We start from the raw sequence: 15,936 nt of genomic DNA, 5'->3' as shown, positions 1-15,936 counted from the left end.
GACGGCCCCTTGCGTAGTGTTAACAGGCCCTAGTCCCGCACCGGCCCGCGCAGGCTCTTGACCTGCGCGCGCTGGCTCTTGCCTTCGAGGCGGCGCTGCTTCGAACCGTAGGTGGGCTTGGTGGCGCGGCGCACGCGCGGCGGCGTCGCCACGCTGTCGACCACCGCCTGCAGCCGCGCGAGCGCATCGGCGCGGTTCATCTCCTGCGTGCGGTGCGTCTGCGCCTTGAGCACGAACACGCCCTCCTGCGTGATGCGGCTGTCGCGCAGCGCGAGCAGCCGCTCCTTCACGTCGGCGGGCAGCGAGCTGGCAGGGATGTCGTAGCGCAGGTGGACCGCGCTCGACACCTTGTTGACGTTCTGGCCGCCCGCGCCCTGGGCGCGGATGGCGCTGAACTCGACCTCGGCAGGGTCGATCAGGAGCGGTGGGCGAGGCATGCCCGCCAGTGTGCCTTCAAACGCGTTCAAACACCGCGGCGATGCCCTGGCCGCCGCCGATGCACATGGTCACCAGCGCGTAGCGGCCGCCGACGCGGTGCAGTTCGGCAATGGCCTTGGTCGTGATGATCGCGCCGGTCGCGCCCACCGGATGGCCGAGCGAAATGCCCGAGCCGTTGGGGTTCACCTTGGCCGGATCGAAGCCCAGCTCCTTGATGACCGCGCAGGCCTGCGCTGCGAACGCCTCGTTCGATTCGATCACGTCGAAGTCGGCCACCTTCAGGCCGGTGCGCTCCAGCACCTTGCGCGTGGCCGGCACCGGGCCGATGCCCATGTAGGCCGGCTCGACGCCCGCGTGCGCATAGCCCACCAGGCGGGCCAGCGGCTTGAGCCCGTCGGACTTGACGCGCGCGCCTTCGGCCAGCACCACGGCCGCAGCGCCGTCGTTGATGCCCGAAGCATTGCCGGCGGTGACGAGGCCGTCCTTCTTGAACGCGGGCTTCATCTTCGACAGCGCGTCGGCGGTGGTGTCGGCGCGCACATGCTCGTCGGTGTCGAACAGCACCACGCCCTTGCGCGTCTTCACCTCGACCGGAACGATCTGCTCCTTGAAGCGGCCTGCGGCAATGGCGGCCGCCGCGCGCTGCTGGCTGCTGGCGGCCAGTTCGTCCATCTGCTCGCGCGTGATGCCGTAGCGCGCGGCCACGTTCTCGGCGGTGATGCCCATGTGGATCTTCTCCCACGGGTCGTGCAGGATGCCGAGCATGTAGTCGACCAGCACCGCGTCGCCCATGCGCGCGCCGTAGCGCGCGGCGGTATCGAAGTACGGGCCGCGGCTCATCGACTCGGAGCCGCCGCCGATCGCGATGTCGCAGTCGCCGAGCGCAATGGCCTGCGCCGCCGACACGATCGCCTGCAGGCCCGAGCCGCAGAGCCGGTTGACGTTGAAGGCCGGCGTCTCGATCGGGCAGCCGGCATCGATGGCCGCCACGCGGCTCAGGTAGGCGTCCTTGGTGTCGGTGGGAATCACGTTGCCCATCACCACATGGCCGATGGCCGACGGCGCGAGGCCGCTGCGCTCGATGGCGGCCTTCACCGCGGTGGTGGCGAGCTGGGTGTTGGGCACGTCCTTCAGCGAACCGCCGAAAGTGCCGATGGCCGTGCGGGCGGTGCCGACGACGAAGATCTCGCGTGAGGTCATGGGATGCTCCTGGATCAAGAAAGTAGGGAAAGGATTCTTCAGCGGCCTTCGAAATGCGCCGGCTTGCGCGCGAAGAAGGCATCGACGCCGGTGCGGAAATCGGCCGTGGCAGCGCAGACCTGGAAGGCCGCCGATTCGGCCGCGAGCTGCGCCGGCAGCTCGCGATCGAAACTGGCACGCATCAGACGCCGCAGCTGGCCGAGCGCCACCGTCGGCCCCTTTGCGAGCCGCTCGGCGAGCGCCATCGCTTCGGACGCCAGCGCCTCTGCCGGCACCACGCGGTTGACGAGCCCGATGCGCTCGGCCGCGGCGGCGTCGAGCATGTCGCCGAGCAGCGCGATCTCGAGCGCACGGCGCAGCCCCACCCAGCGCGGCAGCGCCCACGAGGCGCCCACGTCGCAGCTCGTGCCGATGTTGACGTAGGCCAGGTTGAAGCGCGTGCCCTCGGCCGCGAGCACGAAGTCGGCCTGCAGCATCAGGCTCAGGCCGGCACCGGCCGCAACGCCGTGCACCTGCGCCACCACGGGCGCATCGATGGTGGCCAGCACGGCCAGCGCCTCGTGCAGCGGACCGATCAGCGCGGCCGCGCCGCCTGCCGGGTCAGCCTGCAGCAGCGCGAGGTCGCCGCCGGCCATGAAACCCTTGCCGGCCCCGCTCAGCAGCACCGCGCGCACGGAGCGGTCGGCGGCAATGCCACGCACCGCCGCCAGAAAGGCCTCGGCCATCGGCACGTCGATCGCGTTCAGCGCGGCGGGGCGGTTGAAGCGCAGGGTGGCGATCGCCCCCTGGCGGCCGACTTCGAGCGGCGCTGCGACCGGGGTGGTAGTGGTGTCGGTCATCGTGGGTGCTCCTTGTTCATGCAGCCAATTTGGGCGCGGCCGCTGCGCGGGGCTTGCGGCGCGCGCCGCTGCCGGCCGCGGCGGGCACGGGCGCCTTCTGCAGCACGCCGTTCAGCAGCAGCGCGATGCCCTGGTCGGCGATCTGCTCGGGCGTGAAGTCGCCGTCGCGGCGGTACCAGCGGCCGATCCAGCTGAGCCCGCCGGCAAGCATGAAGGCGGCCATCTTCGGATCGCAAGGCGCGATCGAGCCCTCTTCGATGCCTTCGGCGATGAGCCGCCGGAACTCGTGGTCGATGCCGGCCTTGAGGCGGCGCAGTTCCTTTCGCAGCGGCGCGGGCAGCGGGTCTTCGCCGATGCGGATCACGCACATGCCGAAATCCTCGCAGACGATGCCCGCGTAGCTGCGCATGCAGGCCATGAGCTGGTCGAGCGCGCGGCCGCCGTTGCGGCGAACCGTGTCGATGCCCTCCTGCATCATGCCCAGCGCGGCACGCACGCACTCGAGCAGGATGTCGTCCTTGCTCTTCACGTAGTAGTAGAGCGTCGGCTTGGTCACGTGCAGCCGCTCGGCAATGTCGTCGAGCGAGGTGGCATGGAAGCCGCGCTCGTTGAACAGCTGCGCCGCAGTCTGCAGCACCGCCTGGCGCTTGAGCTCGCGCTGCATGGCGCGCTTGGCCGACGGCACCCAGGGCGAGTCGTCCGCGGAGGACGGCGGGGCCTTGGCGGCGGCGGGGGCACGGCGCTTGGTGAGGGTCATGGTGCGATCCGGGTTTGCGCGCAGGGGTAAGTCCTGATGCCACGGCGCGGTCGCGTCTGGAAGATCGCGATGTTACCGGGGAGTAGAAATTCTACGGCCAAGTATCCCGGAATGCCGATGCCGGAACAACCCTGAGACCAGGAACCCACTCGACGCCATGCACGCCGACACCGAGCCCCTGCGCGCCCGCTCGCCCGCCGACCCGGGCACCGCCGCGCCCGTGCTGCGCGTGGAAGCGCTCACGCTGGCCTTCGGCGGCGTGAAGGCACTCAGCGGCGTGGGCTTCGACGTGCAGCCCGGCTCGATCACCGCGGTGATCGGCCCCAACGGCGCGGGCAAGACCTCGCTGTTCAACACGGTCTCGGGCTTCTACCGGCCCACCGCGGGCCGCGTGGTCTTCGAGGGCCAGGACATCACGCGCCTGCCGGCGCCGAAGCGCGCCGCGCTCGGCCTGGCGCGCAGCTTCCAGAACATCGCGCTGTTCCGCGGCATGACGGTGCTCGACAACATCAAGCTCGGGCGCCACGTGCACCTGAAATCGAACGTGTTCGATGCGCTCTTCTACCTGGGCCGCGCACGCCGCGAAGAGGCCGAGCTGCGCCGCGACGTGGAGGAACGCATCATCGATTTCCTCGAGATCGACCACATCCGCCATGCCAGCGTGGCCGCCCTGCCCTACGGCCTGCAGAAGCGCGTGGAAATGGCGCGCGCGTTGGCCATGCAGCCCAAGGTGCTGATGCTCGACGAACCGGTGGCCGGCATGAACCGGGAAGAGACCGAGGACATGGCGCGCTTCATCCTCGACGTGCGGCGCGAATGGGGCATCACGGTGCTGATGGTGGAGCACGACATGGGCATGGTGATGGACCTGTCGGACCACGTGGTGGTGCTCAACTTCGGCCAGGTGATCGCGCAGGGCACGCCGGCCGAGGTGCAGGCCGACCCCGAGGTGGTGCGCGCCTACCTGGGCGCCGGCGACGTGGGCGAGCTGCGGCGCAGGCTGCGCGGCAGTGCGCAAGCCGCAGCCACAGCGGAGGCCGGCTGATGGACTGGGCCTACCTGTTCGAGATCGCGCTCACGGGTGTGGCCGGCGGCGGGCTCTATGCGCTCGCGGCGCTGGCCTTCGTGCTGGTCTACAAGGCCACGCGCGTGGTCAACATCGCGATCGGCGAGATGCTGATGATCGGCGCTTACCTTTTCTTCGCGTTCGCCGCGAGCTTCTCGCTGCCGATCTGGCTCGCGGTGCTCGGCTCGGTGCTGGGCACCGGACTGCTGGGCGCGGTGGTCGAGCGCACGATGATCCGGCCGCTGCTCGGCCAACCGCCGATCTCCGCCTTCATGGTCACGGTGGGGCTGGCCTCGGTGCTGGTCGGCGTGGTCGAGATCGTCTGGACCGCCGACCAGCGCCGCCTGCCCGAGTTCATGCCGAATGCGCCGATGATGGTGGGCGATGCTTTCCTGGCGCCCAAGGTGGCTTATGGCGCGCTCGCTGCGCTGGTGCTGATCGCGCTGGTGCTGCTGCTGTTTCGCTTCTGGCGCGGTGGCGTGGCGCTGCGGGCCACGGCCTCCGACCAGGGCGCGGCCTACATGATGGGCATCAACGTGCCGCGCGTGTTCTCGCTCGCCTGGGTGGCCTCGGCGATGATCGCCGCGGTCGCGGGCATCGTGGTCGGCGCGATCGGCGGCATCTCGTCGTCGATGGGCGTGTTCGGGCTGTCGGTGCTGGTGGTGGTGATCGTCGGCGGCCTCGACAGCGTGCTCGGCGCGCTGGTGGGCGGCCTCTTCATCGGCCTCGTCGAAGCGCTCGCGGGCACGTACCTCGGCGGCGAATACAAGCTGCTGGCGACCTTCGTCGTGCTCGTGGTCGTGCTGATGATCCGTCCGTACGGTCTGTTCGGCACGCATGAGATCGAGAGGCTTTGAGATGCGCATAGGCACCCTCAAGCAAAGCTACACCGCCGACGCCGCGCTGTTCGACTCGCGCACCCAGAAGACCTGGCTCGCGGTCGGCGCCGCGCTGCTCGTGCTGTTTCCGTTCATGGCCGACGCCTACTGGCTGTACCTCGCCTGCCTCGTCGCCATCAACGTCGCGAGCGCCACCGGCCTCAACATCCTGACCGGCTACACCGGCCTGGTCAGCATGGGCCAGGCCGCCTTCATGGGGCTGGGCGCCTACACCGTCGCCATCCTGCAGATCCGCTTCGGCACGCCGTTCCTGCTCAACATTTTCGCAGGCGGCGTGGTCGCCATGGTCGGCGGGTTGATCGTCGGCATTCCGTCGCTGCGGGTGAAGGGCCTGTACCTGGCCATCGCCACCATCGCGGCCTCGTTCATCGCGCACTTTCTCTTTGCCAACCTCACGCTCACCGGCGGCACCTCGGGCCTCTCGCTGCCGCCGGCGCAGATCTTCGGCTTCGCACTCGACACCTCGTTCCGCCTCTACTGGCTCATCGTGCCGATCACCCTGCTCATGCTGCTGGGCGCGGCCAACCTCTTTCGCACGCGCGTGGGCCGCGCCTTCATCGCCATTCGCGACCGCGACATCTCGGCCGAGGTGCTCGGCATTCCGCTGTTGCGCTACAAGCTGCTCTCGTTCGGCCTGTCGTCGTTCTATGCCGGCGTGGCCGGCGGCATGTGGGCCTACTTCTTCCGCGTGGTCACGCCCGAGAGCTTTCCGCTCCTGATGTCGATCTTCTTCCTGGCCGCGATCATCGTCGGCGGCATGGGTTCCATCCTGGGCGGCATCCTCGGTGCCGTCTTCATGACCATGGTGCCCGAGCTGCTCAAGTTGGTGTTCGACCTGCTGCCGGGCGGGCACGAGATGACGGTCTTCCTCTCGCCGGTGCGCACGGTCGTCTTCGGCCTGCTGATCGTCGGCTTCCTGGTCTTCGAGCCACACGGGCTCGCCGAAGTGTGGCGGCGCATCCGCCGTTTCTTTCATCTGTGGCCTTTCAAGAACTGACAAGGAGACGAACATGGCATCCGACTTCAAGAAGACTCCCGCCCTGCGCCGCCGCGCACTCGTGCTGGCCGCTGCGGCCGCACTCGCCGCCCCGCTCGCCGTGCACGCGCAAGGCAGCGCCGAGGACATCGTCATCGGCGGCTCGATCCCGATGACCGGCGTGTTCGCCTTCGCGGGCATCGGCATCAACGCCGGCATTGCCGACTACGTGAAGATCGTCAACGAGGCGGGCGGCATCAAGGGCCGCAAGCTGCGCTACGTGCCCGAGGACACGGGCTACAAGGTCGATGTCTCGGTGGCCGCCTTCAAGAAGATCACGAGCCAGAACAAGGTCAACCTCTACTACGGCGACTCGACGGGCTTCTCGAAGACCATCAACCCCGAGCTCGACCGTAGCGGCCAGATCCTGATGGCCGGCGCCTCGTTCGCCTCCGAGCTCAACGACCCCGCCAAGTACCCGCATCAGTTCCTGGTCGGCCCCGACTACACCGAAATGATCGGCATCCTGCTGCGCCACATCGCCAAGGAGAAGCCCGGTGCCAAGGTCGCGTTCGTCTACTCCGACTCCGAGTTCGGCCGCGACCCGATCGAGGCCAGCGAGGCGGCCGCCAAGAAGCTGGGCCTCACGGTGCCGGTCAAGATCATGACGCCGGCCGGCAGCGTCGACGTGTCGACCGAGGTCATCAAGCTGCGCCGCGCCGCGCCCGACTACACGATCTTCCACGGCTACATCCTCGCGCCGATTCCCGAGTTCGTGCAGCAGGGCAAGCAGATGGGCATGACCAGCAAGTGGATGGGCACCTTCTGGACCATGGACAGCTCCACCGTCATGAAGATGGGCGAAGCCGGCGACGGCTTCATGGGCGTTATGCCCTACCGCTACTACTACGACACCTCGGCCAAGGCGCCAATGCTCGAGAAGATCCGCGCGATGCGCCCCGAGTACCAGAGCACCGCCTACACGCAGGGCTTCCTCACCGCGATGCTGTTCACCGAGGCTGCCAAGCGAACGCTCGACGCCGGCAAGCCACTCGACGGCAAGAACCTGAAGGCGGCACTCAACAGCATCAAGGACTTCGACACCGGCGGCCTGATCGGCGTGCCGATCACCATCAAGGGCAACTCGATCCCGGTGGGCCGCGTCTACCGCGCCGACATGAAGGCGCAGAAGATGGTGCCTGCGTCGGACTGGATTTCGCTCGACAAGTGAACGAAGGCGCGGCCATGGGCGCAACGGGCGGAGAACCCATTCTCGAGGTCAACAACGTCGAGGTGGTCTACAACAAGGTCGTGCAGGTGCTGCGCGGCCTGTCGCTGGCCGTGCCGCGCGGGCAGATCGTGGCGCTCTTGGGCAGCAACGGCGCGGGCAAGTCGACCACGCTGAAGGCGATCTCTGGCCTGCTGCCACTGGAAGACGGCGCGCTCGAGGCCGGCCGCATCGCCTTCGACGGCCAGCCCACCGACCGGCTCGCGCCGCAGCAGCTGGTGCGGCGAGGGCTCGCGCATGTGATGGAGGGCCGCCGCGTGTTCGAGGACCTGACCGTCGAGGAGAACCTGGTGGCCGCCACCTATGCACGCGTCGGCCGCGGCGCGCAGGCGCGCGACTTCGATGCGGTGTACGCGTATTTCCCGCGGCTGCACGAGCGGCGCAAAGGCCTCGCAGGCTATCTCTCAGGCGGCGAACAGCAGATGCTGGCCATCGGCCGCGCGCTGGTGGCCGAGCCCAAGCTGATCCTGCTCGACGAGCCTTCGCTGGGCCTCTCGCCCAAGCTGATGGAAGAGATCTTCGGCATCATCGCGCGCATCAACGCCGAGCGCGGCGTGTCGATGCTGCTGGTGGAGCAGAACGCCAGCCTGGCGCTCGCGGTGGCCGACAGCGGTTACATCATGGAGAACGGCAAGATCGTGATCGACGGCAGCGCCGAGCGGCTCGCGGCCGACCCCGACGTGCGCGAGTTCTATCTCGGCGTGGGTGGCGCGGGCGAATCCAGGAGCTTCCGCGGGCTCAAGCACTACAAGCGTCGCAAGCGCTGGCTGTCATGAACCTGCCCGAACGCACACTGCCGCAGATGCTGCGCGAACAGGCGCGCACACAGGGCGCGCGCATCGCGATCCGCCAGAAGGACTTCGGCATCTGGCATCCGCTGAGTTGGGCCGACTACCACCGGCGCGCGGCGCACGTGGGCCTGGGCCTCGCGGCGCTGGGCATGCAGGCCGGCGGCCACCTGGGCGTCATTTCCGAGAACCGGGTCGAATGGGTGCTGGCGCAGATGGGCGCGGGCCTGATCGGTGCGGTGACGGTGGGCGTGTACCCCACGAGCCCGACGAACGAGGTGGCCTACGTGGTCGGCCATGCCGACGTCGAGGTCGTGGTCTGCGAAGACCAGGAGCAGGCCGACAAGGTGCTCGAGGCGATCGATGCGCTGCCGAAGCTGCGCCGCATCATCGTGATCGAGACCAAGGGCCTCGCGAGCTACGCTCCCGCGGAGCGCGACCGGATGATGAGCTTCGCCGAGCTAGAAGCGGCCGGCGCCGCACTGCAGGCACAGGAGGGCGATGCGCGCATCGACACCGCGCTGGCGGCGCAGTCGCTCGACCACATCGGGCTCATGATCTACACCTCGGGCTCCACCGGCGCGCCCAAGGGCGCGATGATCTCCTGGCGCAACATCCGCGGCGTCGTGCCCGGTATCGTGGAGCGGCTGCAGCTCGATGCCGGCACCACGCACCTGTCTTACCTGCCGCTGTGCCACGTGGCCGAGCAGATGCTCACCACGTTCGTGCCGCTCTACCTGGGCTCGCAGGTGAACTTCGGCGAGTCGATCCGCACCGTGCAGGAAGACCTGCGCGAGGTGGCGCCGAGCATGTTCCTCGGCGTGCCGCGCATCTGGGAAAAGCTGCATGCCGCGATCAGCATCAAGATGCAGGAGACCGGCCGGCTGCGGCGCGCGCTCTACCGCCGCGCGCTGGCCGGCTGTGCGCCACTGGCCGAGAAACCGCGCGCGCAATGGAACGCCGGCGAACGGCTGCGCTTCTTTCTGGCTTACTGGACGGTGCTGCGCGCGCTGCAGAACTTCATCGGCCTGCGCAATGCGCGCGTGGCGCTGACCGGCGCGGCGCCGATCCCGCCCGACGTGGTTCGCTTCTTCCGCACGCTCGGCGTGCCGCTGGTCGAGGTGTATGGCCTCACCGAATCCACCGGCATGGTCTGCGGCCACCGCATCGACCAGGTGAAGGTGGGCACCGTCGGGCCGGTGACCGAGGGCGTCGAATACCGCGTGGGTGCGCAGGGCGAGCTGCAGATCCGTGGCGAGATGGTGTTCTGCGGCTACTACAAGAACCCCGAAGCCACGACGGCGTCGGTGCAAGCGGGCTGGCTGCACACCGGCGACGTGGTGGCCGAGGAAGCCGGCGGCCACCTGCGCATCGTCGACCGGCTCAAGGACATCATGATCACAGCGGGCGGCAAGAACCTCACGCCCTCGGAGATCGAGAACACCATGAAGGCGAGCCCCTACCTGAAGGAATGCATCGTGGTGGCGGAGGGGCGCAAGTTCGTCTCGGCGCTGGTGCAGATCGACTACGAGACGGTCGGAAAATGGGCCGAGGCCGAACGCCTGGCCTTCACGCACTTCCGTTCGCTGGTCGAACTGCCGCGCGTGCGCGAACTCATCGATGCCGAAATCCAGCGCGGCAATGCACGCCTCGCGCAGGTGTCCCAGGTGCGCCGCTTCCATCTGCTGACCAAGGAACTCGACCATGACGATGGCGAGGTCACCGCGACCATGAAGGTGCGGCGCTCGAGCATCTACAAGGCGTATGCGGAGGAGATCGAGGCGCTGTACCGCTGAGCGCCCCAGGTGGGCGGGGAGACTACTCGCCGCGCGTGGCCGGGCGTGCGCGCACGTCGGTCACGTCGTCGCCGGCGCCGCGGTTGCGCAGCAGCGGGCTGCGCACCGATTCGCCCCGCGCCCGCGCGCCGGCCACGTCGGCGGCCGAAGGCTCGGCCGGCTGCGCAGCCGTGCGAAAACGTTCGAATCCCGAACGCGGATTGAAGCGCATCACCCAGGGCGACACGGGCTTGCCCGTGAGCCGGGCCCAGGCGTAGCGAACGCCCCACACGGCGGCCAACAGCATCACGGCCACCGCCAGGCTGGCCGCAAAGACCAGGCCCAGCATCAGCAGGATCACGCGAAGAATAAAGTTCATCATCCGATCTTAGGCCGAGGCTTCGGCCGCAGGTTCCCCGTTTTTGCCGGAATTTCCTGCTTTTGCAAAGCCGAACTGCCCCGGCGAGCGGATCGGATCGGTCGTGACCTCGATCGTGTCCTTGGGCCCGAAGCTGCCGTCGAGCAGCAGCCTCGAGAGCGGGTTCTCGATGCGCTGCTGGATGGCACGCTTGAGCGGGCGCGCACCGAACACCGGATCGAAGCCGACCTTCGCGATCTCGGCCAGCGCGGCGGGCGACACCTCCAGGCCCAGGTCCATCTTGGCAAGCCGCGCCTGCAGCACCTTGAGCTGGATCGCGGCGATCGACTCGATGTTCTTCGCGTCGAGCGCGTGGAACACCACCGTCTCGTCGATGCGGTTCAGGAACTCGGGGCGGAAGTAGTTCTTCAGCTCGTCCCAGACCGCTTCCTTGATCTCCTCGGCAGGCTGGCCCACCATCGACTGGATGATCGGCGAGCCGATGTTGCTGGTCATCACGATCACCGTGTTCTTGAAGTCGACGGTGCGGCCCTGTCCATCGGTCAGGCGGCCGTCGTCGAGCACCTGCAGCAGCACGTTGAAGACGTCCGGATGCGCCTTCTCGACCTCGTCGAGCAGCACCACGCTGTAGGGCTTGCGGCGCACGGCCTCGGTGAGGTAGCCGCCCTCCTCGTAGCCCACGTAGCCCGGCGGCGCGCCGATCAGGCGGGCCACCGAATGCTTCTCCATGAACTCGCTCATGTCGATGCGGATCAGGTGGTCTTCGCTGTCGAACAGGAAGCCCGCGAGCGCCTTGCAGAGTTCGGTCTTGCCCACGCCCGTGGGGCCGAGGAACAGGAACGAGCCGGTGGGACGGTTCGGGTCCGACAGGCCCGAGCGCGAGCGGCGGATCGCGTTCGCGACCGCACCGATGGCCTCGTCCTGGCCGACCACGCGCTCGTGCAGCTTGGCTTCCATCACGAGCAGCTTGTCGCGTTCGCCCTGCATCAGCTTGGCGACCGGAATGCCGGTGGCGCGCGCCACCACCTCGGCGATCTCCTCGGCGCCGACCTGCGTGCGCAGCAGCGTCGGCGCACTCGACTTGCCCTTGCTCGCCTCGCTTTCCTCGGCCTCGCGCAGGCGCTTCTCGAGCGCCGGCAACTGGCCATATTGCAGCTCGGCGAGCTTGTTGAAATCGCCTTTGCGCTCCCATTCCTTGATTTCGATCTTGAGCTTCTCGATCTCCTCGCGGATGTGCGCGCTCCCCTGAGCCTGCGCCTTCTCGGCCTGCCAGATCTCGTCGTAGTCGGCGATCTCCTTCTGCAGCTTGGCGATCTCGTCCTCGATCAGGCCGAAGCGCTTCTGCGAGGCCTCGTCCTTCTCGCGGCGCACGGCTTCGCGCTCGATCTGCAGCTGGATCAGGCGGCGGTCGAGGCGGTCCATCACCTCGGGCTTGGAGTCCATCTCGATCTTGATCTTGGCCGCGGCCTCGTCGATCAGGTCGATGGCCTTGTCGGGCAGGAAGCGGTCGGTGATGTAGCGGTCGGACAACTCGGCCGCGGCCACGATGGCCGGGTCGGTGATCTGCACGCCGTGGTGCACCTCGTATTTTTCCTGCAGGCCGCGCAGGATGGCGATGGTGGCCTCGACGCTGGGCTCGCCCACGATGATCTTCTGGAAGCGGCGCTCGAGCGCGGCGTCCTTCTCGATGTACTTGCGGTATTCGTCGAGCGTGGTGGCGCCCACGCAGTGCAGCTCGCCGCGCGCGAGCGCGGGCTTGAGCATGTTGCCCGCATCCATGGCGCCTTCGGCCTTGCCGGCGCCCACCATGGTGTGCAGCTCGTCGATGAAGACGATGGTCTGGCCCTCGTCCTTGGCCAGCTCGTTGAGCACGGTCTTCAGGCGCTCCTCGAACTCGCCGCGGAACTTGGCGCCCGCGAGCAGCGCGGCCATGTCGAGCGACAGCACGCGCTTGCCCTTGAGCGACTCGGGCACCTCGCCCGCGACGATGCGCTGCGCCAGGCCTTCGACGATCGCGGTCTTGCCCACGCCGGGCTCGCCGATGAGCACGGGGTTGTTCTTGGTGCGGCGCTGCAGCACCTGGATGGCGCGGCGGATCTCCTCGTCGCGGCCGATGACCGGGTCGAGCTTGCCGAGCCGTGCGCGCTCGGTGAGGTCGAGGCAGTATTTCTTCAGCGCCTCGCGCTGGCCTTCGGCATCGGCGCTGTTCACGCCCTGGCCGCCGCGCACCGCGTCGATGGCCGCCTCGAGCGACTTGCGCGAGAGCCCGTTCTCCTTGGCGATGCGGCCGATGTCCGACTTGCTGTCGGCCACGGCCAGCAGGAACAGTTCGCCCGCAATGAACTGGTCGTTGCGCTTGATGGCCTCCTTCTCGGTGGCCTGCAGCAGCTTTCCGAGCTCGGGACCGACCTGCACGACATCGTGCCCCTGCACCTGCGGCAGGCGCTTGATGGCCTCCTCGGCCGCCTTGGCAAGGCCGGGCACGTTGACGCCGGCGCGCTCGAGCAGCGCGCGCGGGCCGTCATCCTGGCGCAGCATCGCCGCCAGCAGGTGGGCCGGTTCGATGTAGGCGTTGTCGTTGCCGAGCGCAAGCGACTGCGCGTCGCCGAGCGCTTCCTGAAATTTGGTGGTGAGTTTGTCTTGTCGCATGGTGGTATTCCTGCATCCAAAATAGGGCTGTTCGGGCACGATTCAAGGTGTCCAGCACTTTCGGGCACGGCGATTGCACTGTGCCCCTTTCCTCTTTCCATTGGAGTCGAACATGGTTTTTTCAATGCAGCGCACCAAAGCGATCCGACGGGCGCTCAGCGCGAGCCTCATCCTGGCGGGCCTGGGCCTGTCCGGGCTTGCGCAAGCGCAAGGCACGCCCGTGCGCTTGCTGGTGGGCTTTCCCGCGGGCGCAGGCACCGACGCCATCGCGCGCACGCTGGCCGAGAAGCTCAAGGACGTGCTGGGCACGCCGGTGGTGGTCGAGAACCGCGCCGGCGCGGGCGGTCAAATCGCCGCGCAGGCGCTGAAGGCGGCGCCCGCCGACGGCCACACGCTGTTCATCTCGCACGACCACTCGATTTCGATCCTTCCGCAGGTGGTGAAGAACCCGGGCTTCAACCCGGCCACCGACTTCGTGCCGGTGGCGGGCTTCGCCACCTTCGCCAACGTGCTGGCCGTCTCGGGCGGCACGCCGGCCAAGAGCATCGACGAGTACGTGAAATGGGTCCGCACCCAGCGCGGCGGCAAGGAAACCATCGGCATCCCGGCACCCGCCTCGATCCCGGAGTTCCTGGTGAAGATGATCTCGGAGAAGTACAAGATCGACGTGCAGCCCGCGCCCTACCGCGGCAGCGCGCCGATGACGGCCGACATGCTGGGCAACCAGATCACCGCCGGCATCGCGTCGGTGCCCGACTTCATCGAGAACCACAAGGCCGGCAAGGTGCGCATCGTCGCGTCGATCGGCGCCAAGCGCCAGGCCGTGCTGCCCAACGTGCCGACCTTCACCGAGCTGGGCTTCTCGAACCTCGAAGACCTGCCCTACTACGGCATCTTCGCGCCCGTGGGCACGCCGCAGCCGGTTATCAACCGCTACGGCGAGGCACTGCAGAAAGTGCTGGCCATGCCCGACGTGAAGCAGAAGCTCACGGCCATGGGCCTCACGGTGGGCTACGAGCCGCAGGGCCAGTTCGCGGGCCGCGTGCGCAGCTACACGCAGACCTGGGAGCGAATCATCCAGGCCAGCGGCTTCAAGCCCCTCTGACCACGCGCGTCAGGCGTTCGGGGCCGTGATACCCCAGCGCGCGAGCGCCGCATCGTCGGCTACGCGCGCATCGACCCAGCGGGCGCCTTCGGGCGTCTGTTCTTTTTTCCAGAACGGTGCCTGGGTCTTGAGGTAGTCCATCAGAAATTCGCAGGCCTCGAAGCTCTGGCCGCGGTGCGCCGAGGCCACCGCGACCATCATGATCTGGTCGAGCGGCTGCAACAGGCCCACGCGGTGGATCACGCGCGCGCCGAGGATGTCGAAGCGCCGGTGCGCCTCGTCGATCATGGCCTCGATGGCCTTCTCGGTCATGCCGGGGTAGTGCTCGAGCTCCATCGAGGCCACCGTGTTGCCGTCGTTGCGGTCGCGCACCGTGCCGATGAAACTGCAGACCGCGCCCACGCGCTTGTCGCCGGCACGCAACGCGGCAACCTCCTCCGCCAGGTTGAAATCGGCTGTCTGGATCGAAACGCGTGGGCCATTCATGCCGGGATTGTGGCACCGCGCCAGGAGCTGCGGTTCCGTCGTCGGATGAGCGACGGAACCTGCCAAGGCCTTGGCCCCGAATGGGTTGCGCGCGCACCGAACGATGACGGTTCCTGTCCATCGGTCGATCCCGCAAGGAGGCCCACGTGCCGCAACAACCATCCGTTCCTATCGATCCCGCTGCCGATTTCTCCGGCCTCTGGATTCCCCTCGTTACGCCGTTCCATGACGGAGCGGTGGACCATGCCGCGCTGTCGGCGCTCACCCAGCGGCTCGCGGCCTATGGCGTGGCCGGCTTCGTGGTCTGCGGCTCGACCGGCGAGGCTGCCGCACTCGACGAGGCCGAGCAGCTCGCCGCGCTCGACACCGTTCATGCCGCCGCAGGCGGGCTGCCGATCGTCATGGGCCTGTCGGGCTACCACCTGGGCAAGACCACAGCCTGGGTGCGCCGGCTGGCCGAACGGCCGCTGGCCGGGCTGCTGGTGCCTGCGCCGCACTACATCCGGCCGTCGCAGGACGGCCTGCGCGCATGGTTCGGCGCCATTGCCGACGCCAGCACGGTGCCGCTGCTGGTCTACGACATTCCCTACCGCACCGGTGCGACCCTCGCGCGCGACAAGCTGCTGGCGCTGGCCGAGCACCCGCGCATCCGCGGCGTCAAGGACTGCGGCGGCGACATGGCCAAGACGCGCGCGCTGATCGCCGACGGCCGGCTCCAGGTGCTCGCGGGCGAAGACCACCAGATCTTCGCGACCGTGGCCGAAGGCGGCGCAGGCGCCATTGCGGCCAGCGCGCATGTGCAGACGCGGCGCTTCGTCCAGGTGCTGCGCCTGCTGGCCGAGAACCGGCTGGTGGAGGCGCGCGCCGAATGGCAGCCGCTGCTGCCGTTGATCGCGATGCTGTTTGCCGAACCGAACCCCGGGCCGCTCAAGGCGCTGCTGGCGCAGCAGGGGTCGGTGCGCGACGAACTGCGCTTGCCGATGACGCGCGCCTCGGCGGCGCTGGGGGAGCGGCTCGCAGCGCTCGAGCCCGCCCTCAGCCGCCGGTGACCGGCGGGAAGAACGCGACCTCGGCACCTTCGTGCAGCGCGGCCGATTCGGCACTCATGACCTGGTCGAGCGCCATGCGCACCGCCCTGCCGCGTGCGAGCGCCGCGGCATGCGCACCGCCGCGTGCGATGAGTTCGTCGCGCAGCGCGGCCAGTGTGCCGGCCGTGGTGTCGACGGTTTCGCTGCCTGTGGCGAGGGCCTCGCGCACCGAGGCGAAATAGCGGATGTGGACCTTCATGTGG

The 15,936-nt window shown here is 68.4% G+C and carries 16 protein-coding genes; 8 read left to right on the top strand and 8 right to left on the bottom strand.

Features of this window, described 5'->3' with window-relative positions:
* Nucleotides 1-29: 29 nt before the first annotated feature.
* Genes arfB through AC3A6J_RS11230 form a run of 4 tightly spaced genes read right to left on the bottom strand, consistent with a single transcriptional unit; the run spans nucleotide 30 to nucleotide 3,234 of the window.
* Entirely contained in the window at nucleotides 30-437 is a 408-nt protein-coding gene (arfB, locus tag AC3A6J_RS11245) for an alternative ribosome rescue aminoacyl-tRNA hydrolase ArfB (protein WP_487860005.1), read from the bottom strand.
* Nucleotides 438-453: 16 nt separating this feature from the next.
* Nucleotides 454-1,638, bottom strand: a complete 1,185-nt coding sequence (locus AC3A6J_RS11240) for an acetyl-CoA C-acyltransferase family protein (RefSeq protein WP_487860004.1) — start codon at nucleotides 1,636-1,638, stop codon at nucleotides 454-456.
* A 38-nt stretch (nucleotides 1,639-1,676) separates the two neighbouring features.
* Nucleotides 1,677-2,477, bottom strand: coding sequence for an enoyl-CoA hydratase/isomerase family protein (locus AC3A6J_RS11235; RefSeq protein WP_487860003.1), 801 nt, complete (start codon nucleotides 2,475-2,477; stop codon nucleotides 1,677-1,679).
* Nucleotides 2,478-2,493: 16 nt separating this feature from the next.
* Entirely contained in the window at nucleotides 2,494-3,234 is a 741-nt protein-coding gene (locus tag AC3A6J_RS11230; RefSeq protein WP_487860002.1) for a TetR/AcrR family transcriptional regulator, read from the bottom strand.
* A 157-nt stretch (nucleotides 3,235-3,391) separates the two neighbouring features.
* Between AC3A6J_RS11230 and AC3A6J_RS11225 the strand changes: the two genes are divergently transcribed.
* The 6 genes from AC3A6J_RS11225 to AC3A6J_RS11200 are packed head-to-tail and all read left to right on the top strand — an operon-like array spanning nucleotide 3,392 to nucleotide 10,047.
* The gene (locus AC3A6J_RS11225) at nucleotides 3,392-4,279 is read left to right on the top strand and encodes an ABC transporter ATP-binding protein (protein ID WP_487860001.1); all 888 of its coding nucleotides are present in this window, start codon (nucleotides 3,392-3,394) and stop codon (nucleotides 4,277-4,279) included.
* Nucleotides 4,279-5,157 carry a branched-chain amino acid ABC transporter permease gene (locus AC3A6J_RS11220; protein ID WP_487860000.1) on the top strand — a complete coding sequence of 293 codons (879 nt, stop codon included), beginning with the start codon at nucleotides 4,279-4,281 and terminating at the stop codon, nucleotides 5,155-5,157. Before AC3A6J_RS11225 ends, AC3A6J_RS11220 begins: the two co-directional genes overlap by 1 nt.
* Before the next feature lies 1 nt (nucleotide 5,158).
* Nucleotides 5,159-6,196, top strand: a complete 1,038-nt coding sequence (locus AC3A6J_RS11215; protein ID WP_487859999.1) for a branched-chain amino acid ABC transporter permease — start codon at nucleotides 5,159-5,161, stop codon at nucleotides 6,194-6,196.
* A gap of 13 nt (nucleotides 6,197-6,209) precedes the next feature.
* On the top strand, nucleotides 6,210-7,406 hold the full coding sequence (locus tag AC3A6J_RS11210) for an ABC transporter substrate-binding protein (protein ID WP_487859998.1): 1,197 nt from the start codon (nucleotides 6,210-6,212) through the stop codon (nucleotides 7,404-7,406).
* 14 nt (nucleotides 7,407-7,420) lie between these two features.
* Entirely contained in the window at nucleotides 7,421-8,239 is an 819-nt protein-coding gene (locus AC3A6J_RS11205; RefSeq protein ID WP_487859997.1) for an ABC transporter ATP-binding protein, read from the top strand.
* Nucleotides 8,236-10,047, top strand: coding sequence for an AMP-dependent synthetase/ligase (locus tag AC3A6J_RS11200; protein ID WP_487859996.1), 1,812 nt, complete (start codon nucleotides 8,236-8,238; stop codon nucleotides 10,045-10,047). The genes AC3A6J_RS11205 and AC3A6J_RS11200 overlap by 4 nt, the downstream gene beginning before the upstream one ends.
* 22 nt (nucleotides 10,048-10,069) lie before the next feature.
* Here the strand turns inward: AC3A6J_RS11200 and AC3A6J_RS11195 are convergent, their stop codons facing one another.
* Nucleotides 10,070-10,408, bottom strand: coding sequence for a hypothetical protein (locus AC3A6J_RS11195; protein ID WP_487859995.1), 339 nt, complete (start codon nucleotides 10,406-10,408; stop codon nucleotides 10,070-10,072).
* A 6-nt stretch (nucleotides 10,409-10,414) separates the two neighbouring features.
* Nucleotides 10,415-13,054 carry an ATP-dependent chaperone ClpB gene (gene clpB, locus AC3A6J_RS11190; protein ID WP_487859994.1) on the bottom strand — a complete coding sequence of 880 codons (2,640 nt, stop codon included), beginning with the start codon at nucleotides 13,052-13,054 and terminating at the stop codon, nucleotides 10,415-10,417.
* A 112-nt stretch (nucleotides 13,055-13,166) separates the two neighbouring features.
* Here clpB and AC3A6J_RS11185 point away from each other — a divergent pair, with 112 nt between their 5' ends.
* A complete protein-coding gene (locus AC3A6J_RS11185) occupies nucleotides 13,167-14,159 on the top strand; it encodes a Bug family tripartite tricarboxylate transporter substrate binding protein (protein WP_487859993.1) in 993 nt (330 codons plus the stop codon).
* Between the two features lie 9 nt (nucleotides 14,160-14,168).
* On the opposite strand, the gene AC3A6J_RS11180 is transcribed toward AC3A6J_RS11185, so the two are convergent.
* Nucleotides 14,169-14,645: a molybdenum cofactor biosynthesis protein MoaE gene (locus tag AC3A6J_RS11180; RefSeq protein WP_487859992.1), complete on the bottom strand. Its 477-nt coding sequence runs from the start codon at nucleotides 14,643-14,645 to the stop codon at nucleotides 14,169-14,171.
* A 146-nt stretch (nucleotides 14,646-14,791) separates the two neighbouring features.
* Between AC3A6J_RS11180 and AC3A6J_RS11175 the strand changes: the two genes are divergently transcribed.
* Nucleotides 14,792-15,694, top strand: coding sequence for a 4-hydroxy-tetrahydrodipicolinate synthase family protein (locus AC3A6J_RS11175; RefSeq protein ID WP_487859991.1), 903 nt, complete (start codon nucleotides 14,792-14,794; stop codon nucleotides 15,692-15,694).
* On the opposite strand, the gene AC3A6J_RS11170 is transcribed toward AC3A6J_RS11175, so the two are convergent.
* Nucleotides 15,681-15,932, bottom strand: a complete 252-nt coding sequence (locus AC3A6J_RS11170) for a MoaD/ThiS family protein (RefSeq protein ID WP_487859990.1) — start codon at nucleotides 15,930-15,932, stop codon at nucleotides 15,681-15,683. The two genes, AC3A6J_RS11175 and AC3A6J_RS11170, sit on opposite strands and share 14 nt — an antisense overlap.
* Nucleotides 15,933-15,936: the final 4 nt, after the last annotated feature.

This window comes from Variovorax sp. Soil_C_39, assembly GCF_057656815.1.
This window is presented reverse-complemented; position numbering and strand designations above follow the sequence as displayed.

Excerpts from the sequence above, each read along its gene's own strand:
- arfB (WP_487860005.1), bottom strand. The coding sequence starts at position 437 with ATGCCTCGCCCACCGCTCCTGATCGACCCTGCCGAGGTCGAGTTCAGC.
- AC3A6J_RS11240 (WP_487860004.1), bottom strand. The coding sequence starts at position 1,638 with ATGACCTCACGCGAGATCTTCGTCGTCGGCACCGCCCGCACGGCCATC.
- AC3A6J_RS11235 (WP_487860003.1), bottom strand. The coding sequence starts at position 2,477 with ATGACCGACACCACTACCACCCCGGTCGCAGCGCCGCTCGAAGTCGGC.
- AC3A6J_RS11230 (WP_487860002.1), bottom strand. The coding sequence starts at position 3,234 with ATGACCCTCACCAAGCGCCGTGCCCCCGCCGCCGCCAAGGCCCCGCCG.
- AC3A6J_RS11225 (WP_487860001.1), top strand. The coding sequence starts at position 3,392 with ATGCACGCCGACACCGAGCCCCTGCGCGCCCGCTCGCCCGCCGACCCG.
- AC3A6J_RS11220 (WP_487860000.1), top strand. The coding sequence starts at position 4,279 with ATGGACTGGGCCTACCTGTTCGAGATCGCGCTCACGGGTGTGGCCGGC.
- AC3A6J_RS11215 (WP_487859999.1), top strand. The coding sequence starts at position 5,159 with ATGCGCATAGGCACCCTCAAGCAAAGCTACACCGCCGACGCCGCGCTG.
- AC3A6J_RS11210 (WP_487859998.1), top strand. The coding sequence starts at position 6,210 with ATGGCATCCGACTTCAAGAAGACTCCCGCCCTGCGCCGCCGCGCACTC.
- AC3A6J_RS11205 (WP_487859997.1), top strand. The coding sequence starts at position 7,421 with ATGGGCGCAACGGGCGGAGAACCCATTCTCGAGGTCAACAACGTCGAG.
- AC3A6J_RS11200 (WP_487859996.1), top strand. The coding sequence starts at position 8,236 with ATGAACCTGCCCGAACGCACACTGCCGCAGATGCTGCGCGAACAGGCG.
- AC3A6J_RS11195 (WP_487859995.1), bottom strand. The coding sequence starts at position 10,408 with ATGATGAACTTTATTCTTCGCGTGATCCTGCTGATGCTGGGCCTGGTC.
- clpB (WP_487859994.1), bottom strand. The coding sequence starts at position 13,054 with ATGCGACAAGACAAACTCACCACCAAATTTCAGGAAGCGCTCGGCGAC.
- AC3A6J_RS11185 (WP_487859993.1), top strand. The coding sequence starts at position 13,167 with ATGGTTTTTTCAATGCAGCGCACCAAAGCGATCCGACGGGCGCTCAGC.
- AC3A6J_RS11180 (WP_487859992.1), bottom strand. The coding sequence starts at position 14,645 with ATGAATGGCCCACGCGTTTCGATCCAGACAGCCGATTTCAACCTGGCG.
- AC3A6J_RS11170 (WP_487859990.1), bottom strand. The coding sequence starts at position 15,932 with ATGAAGGTCCACATCCGCTATTTCGCCTCGGTGCGCGAGGCCCTCGCC.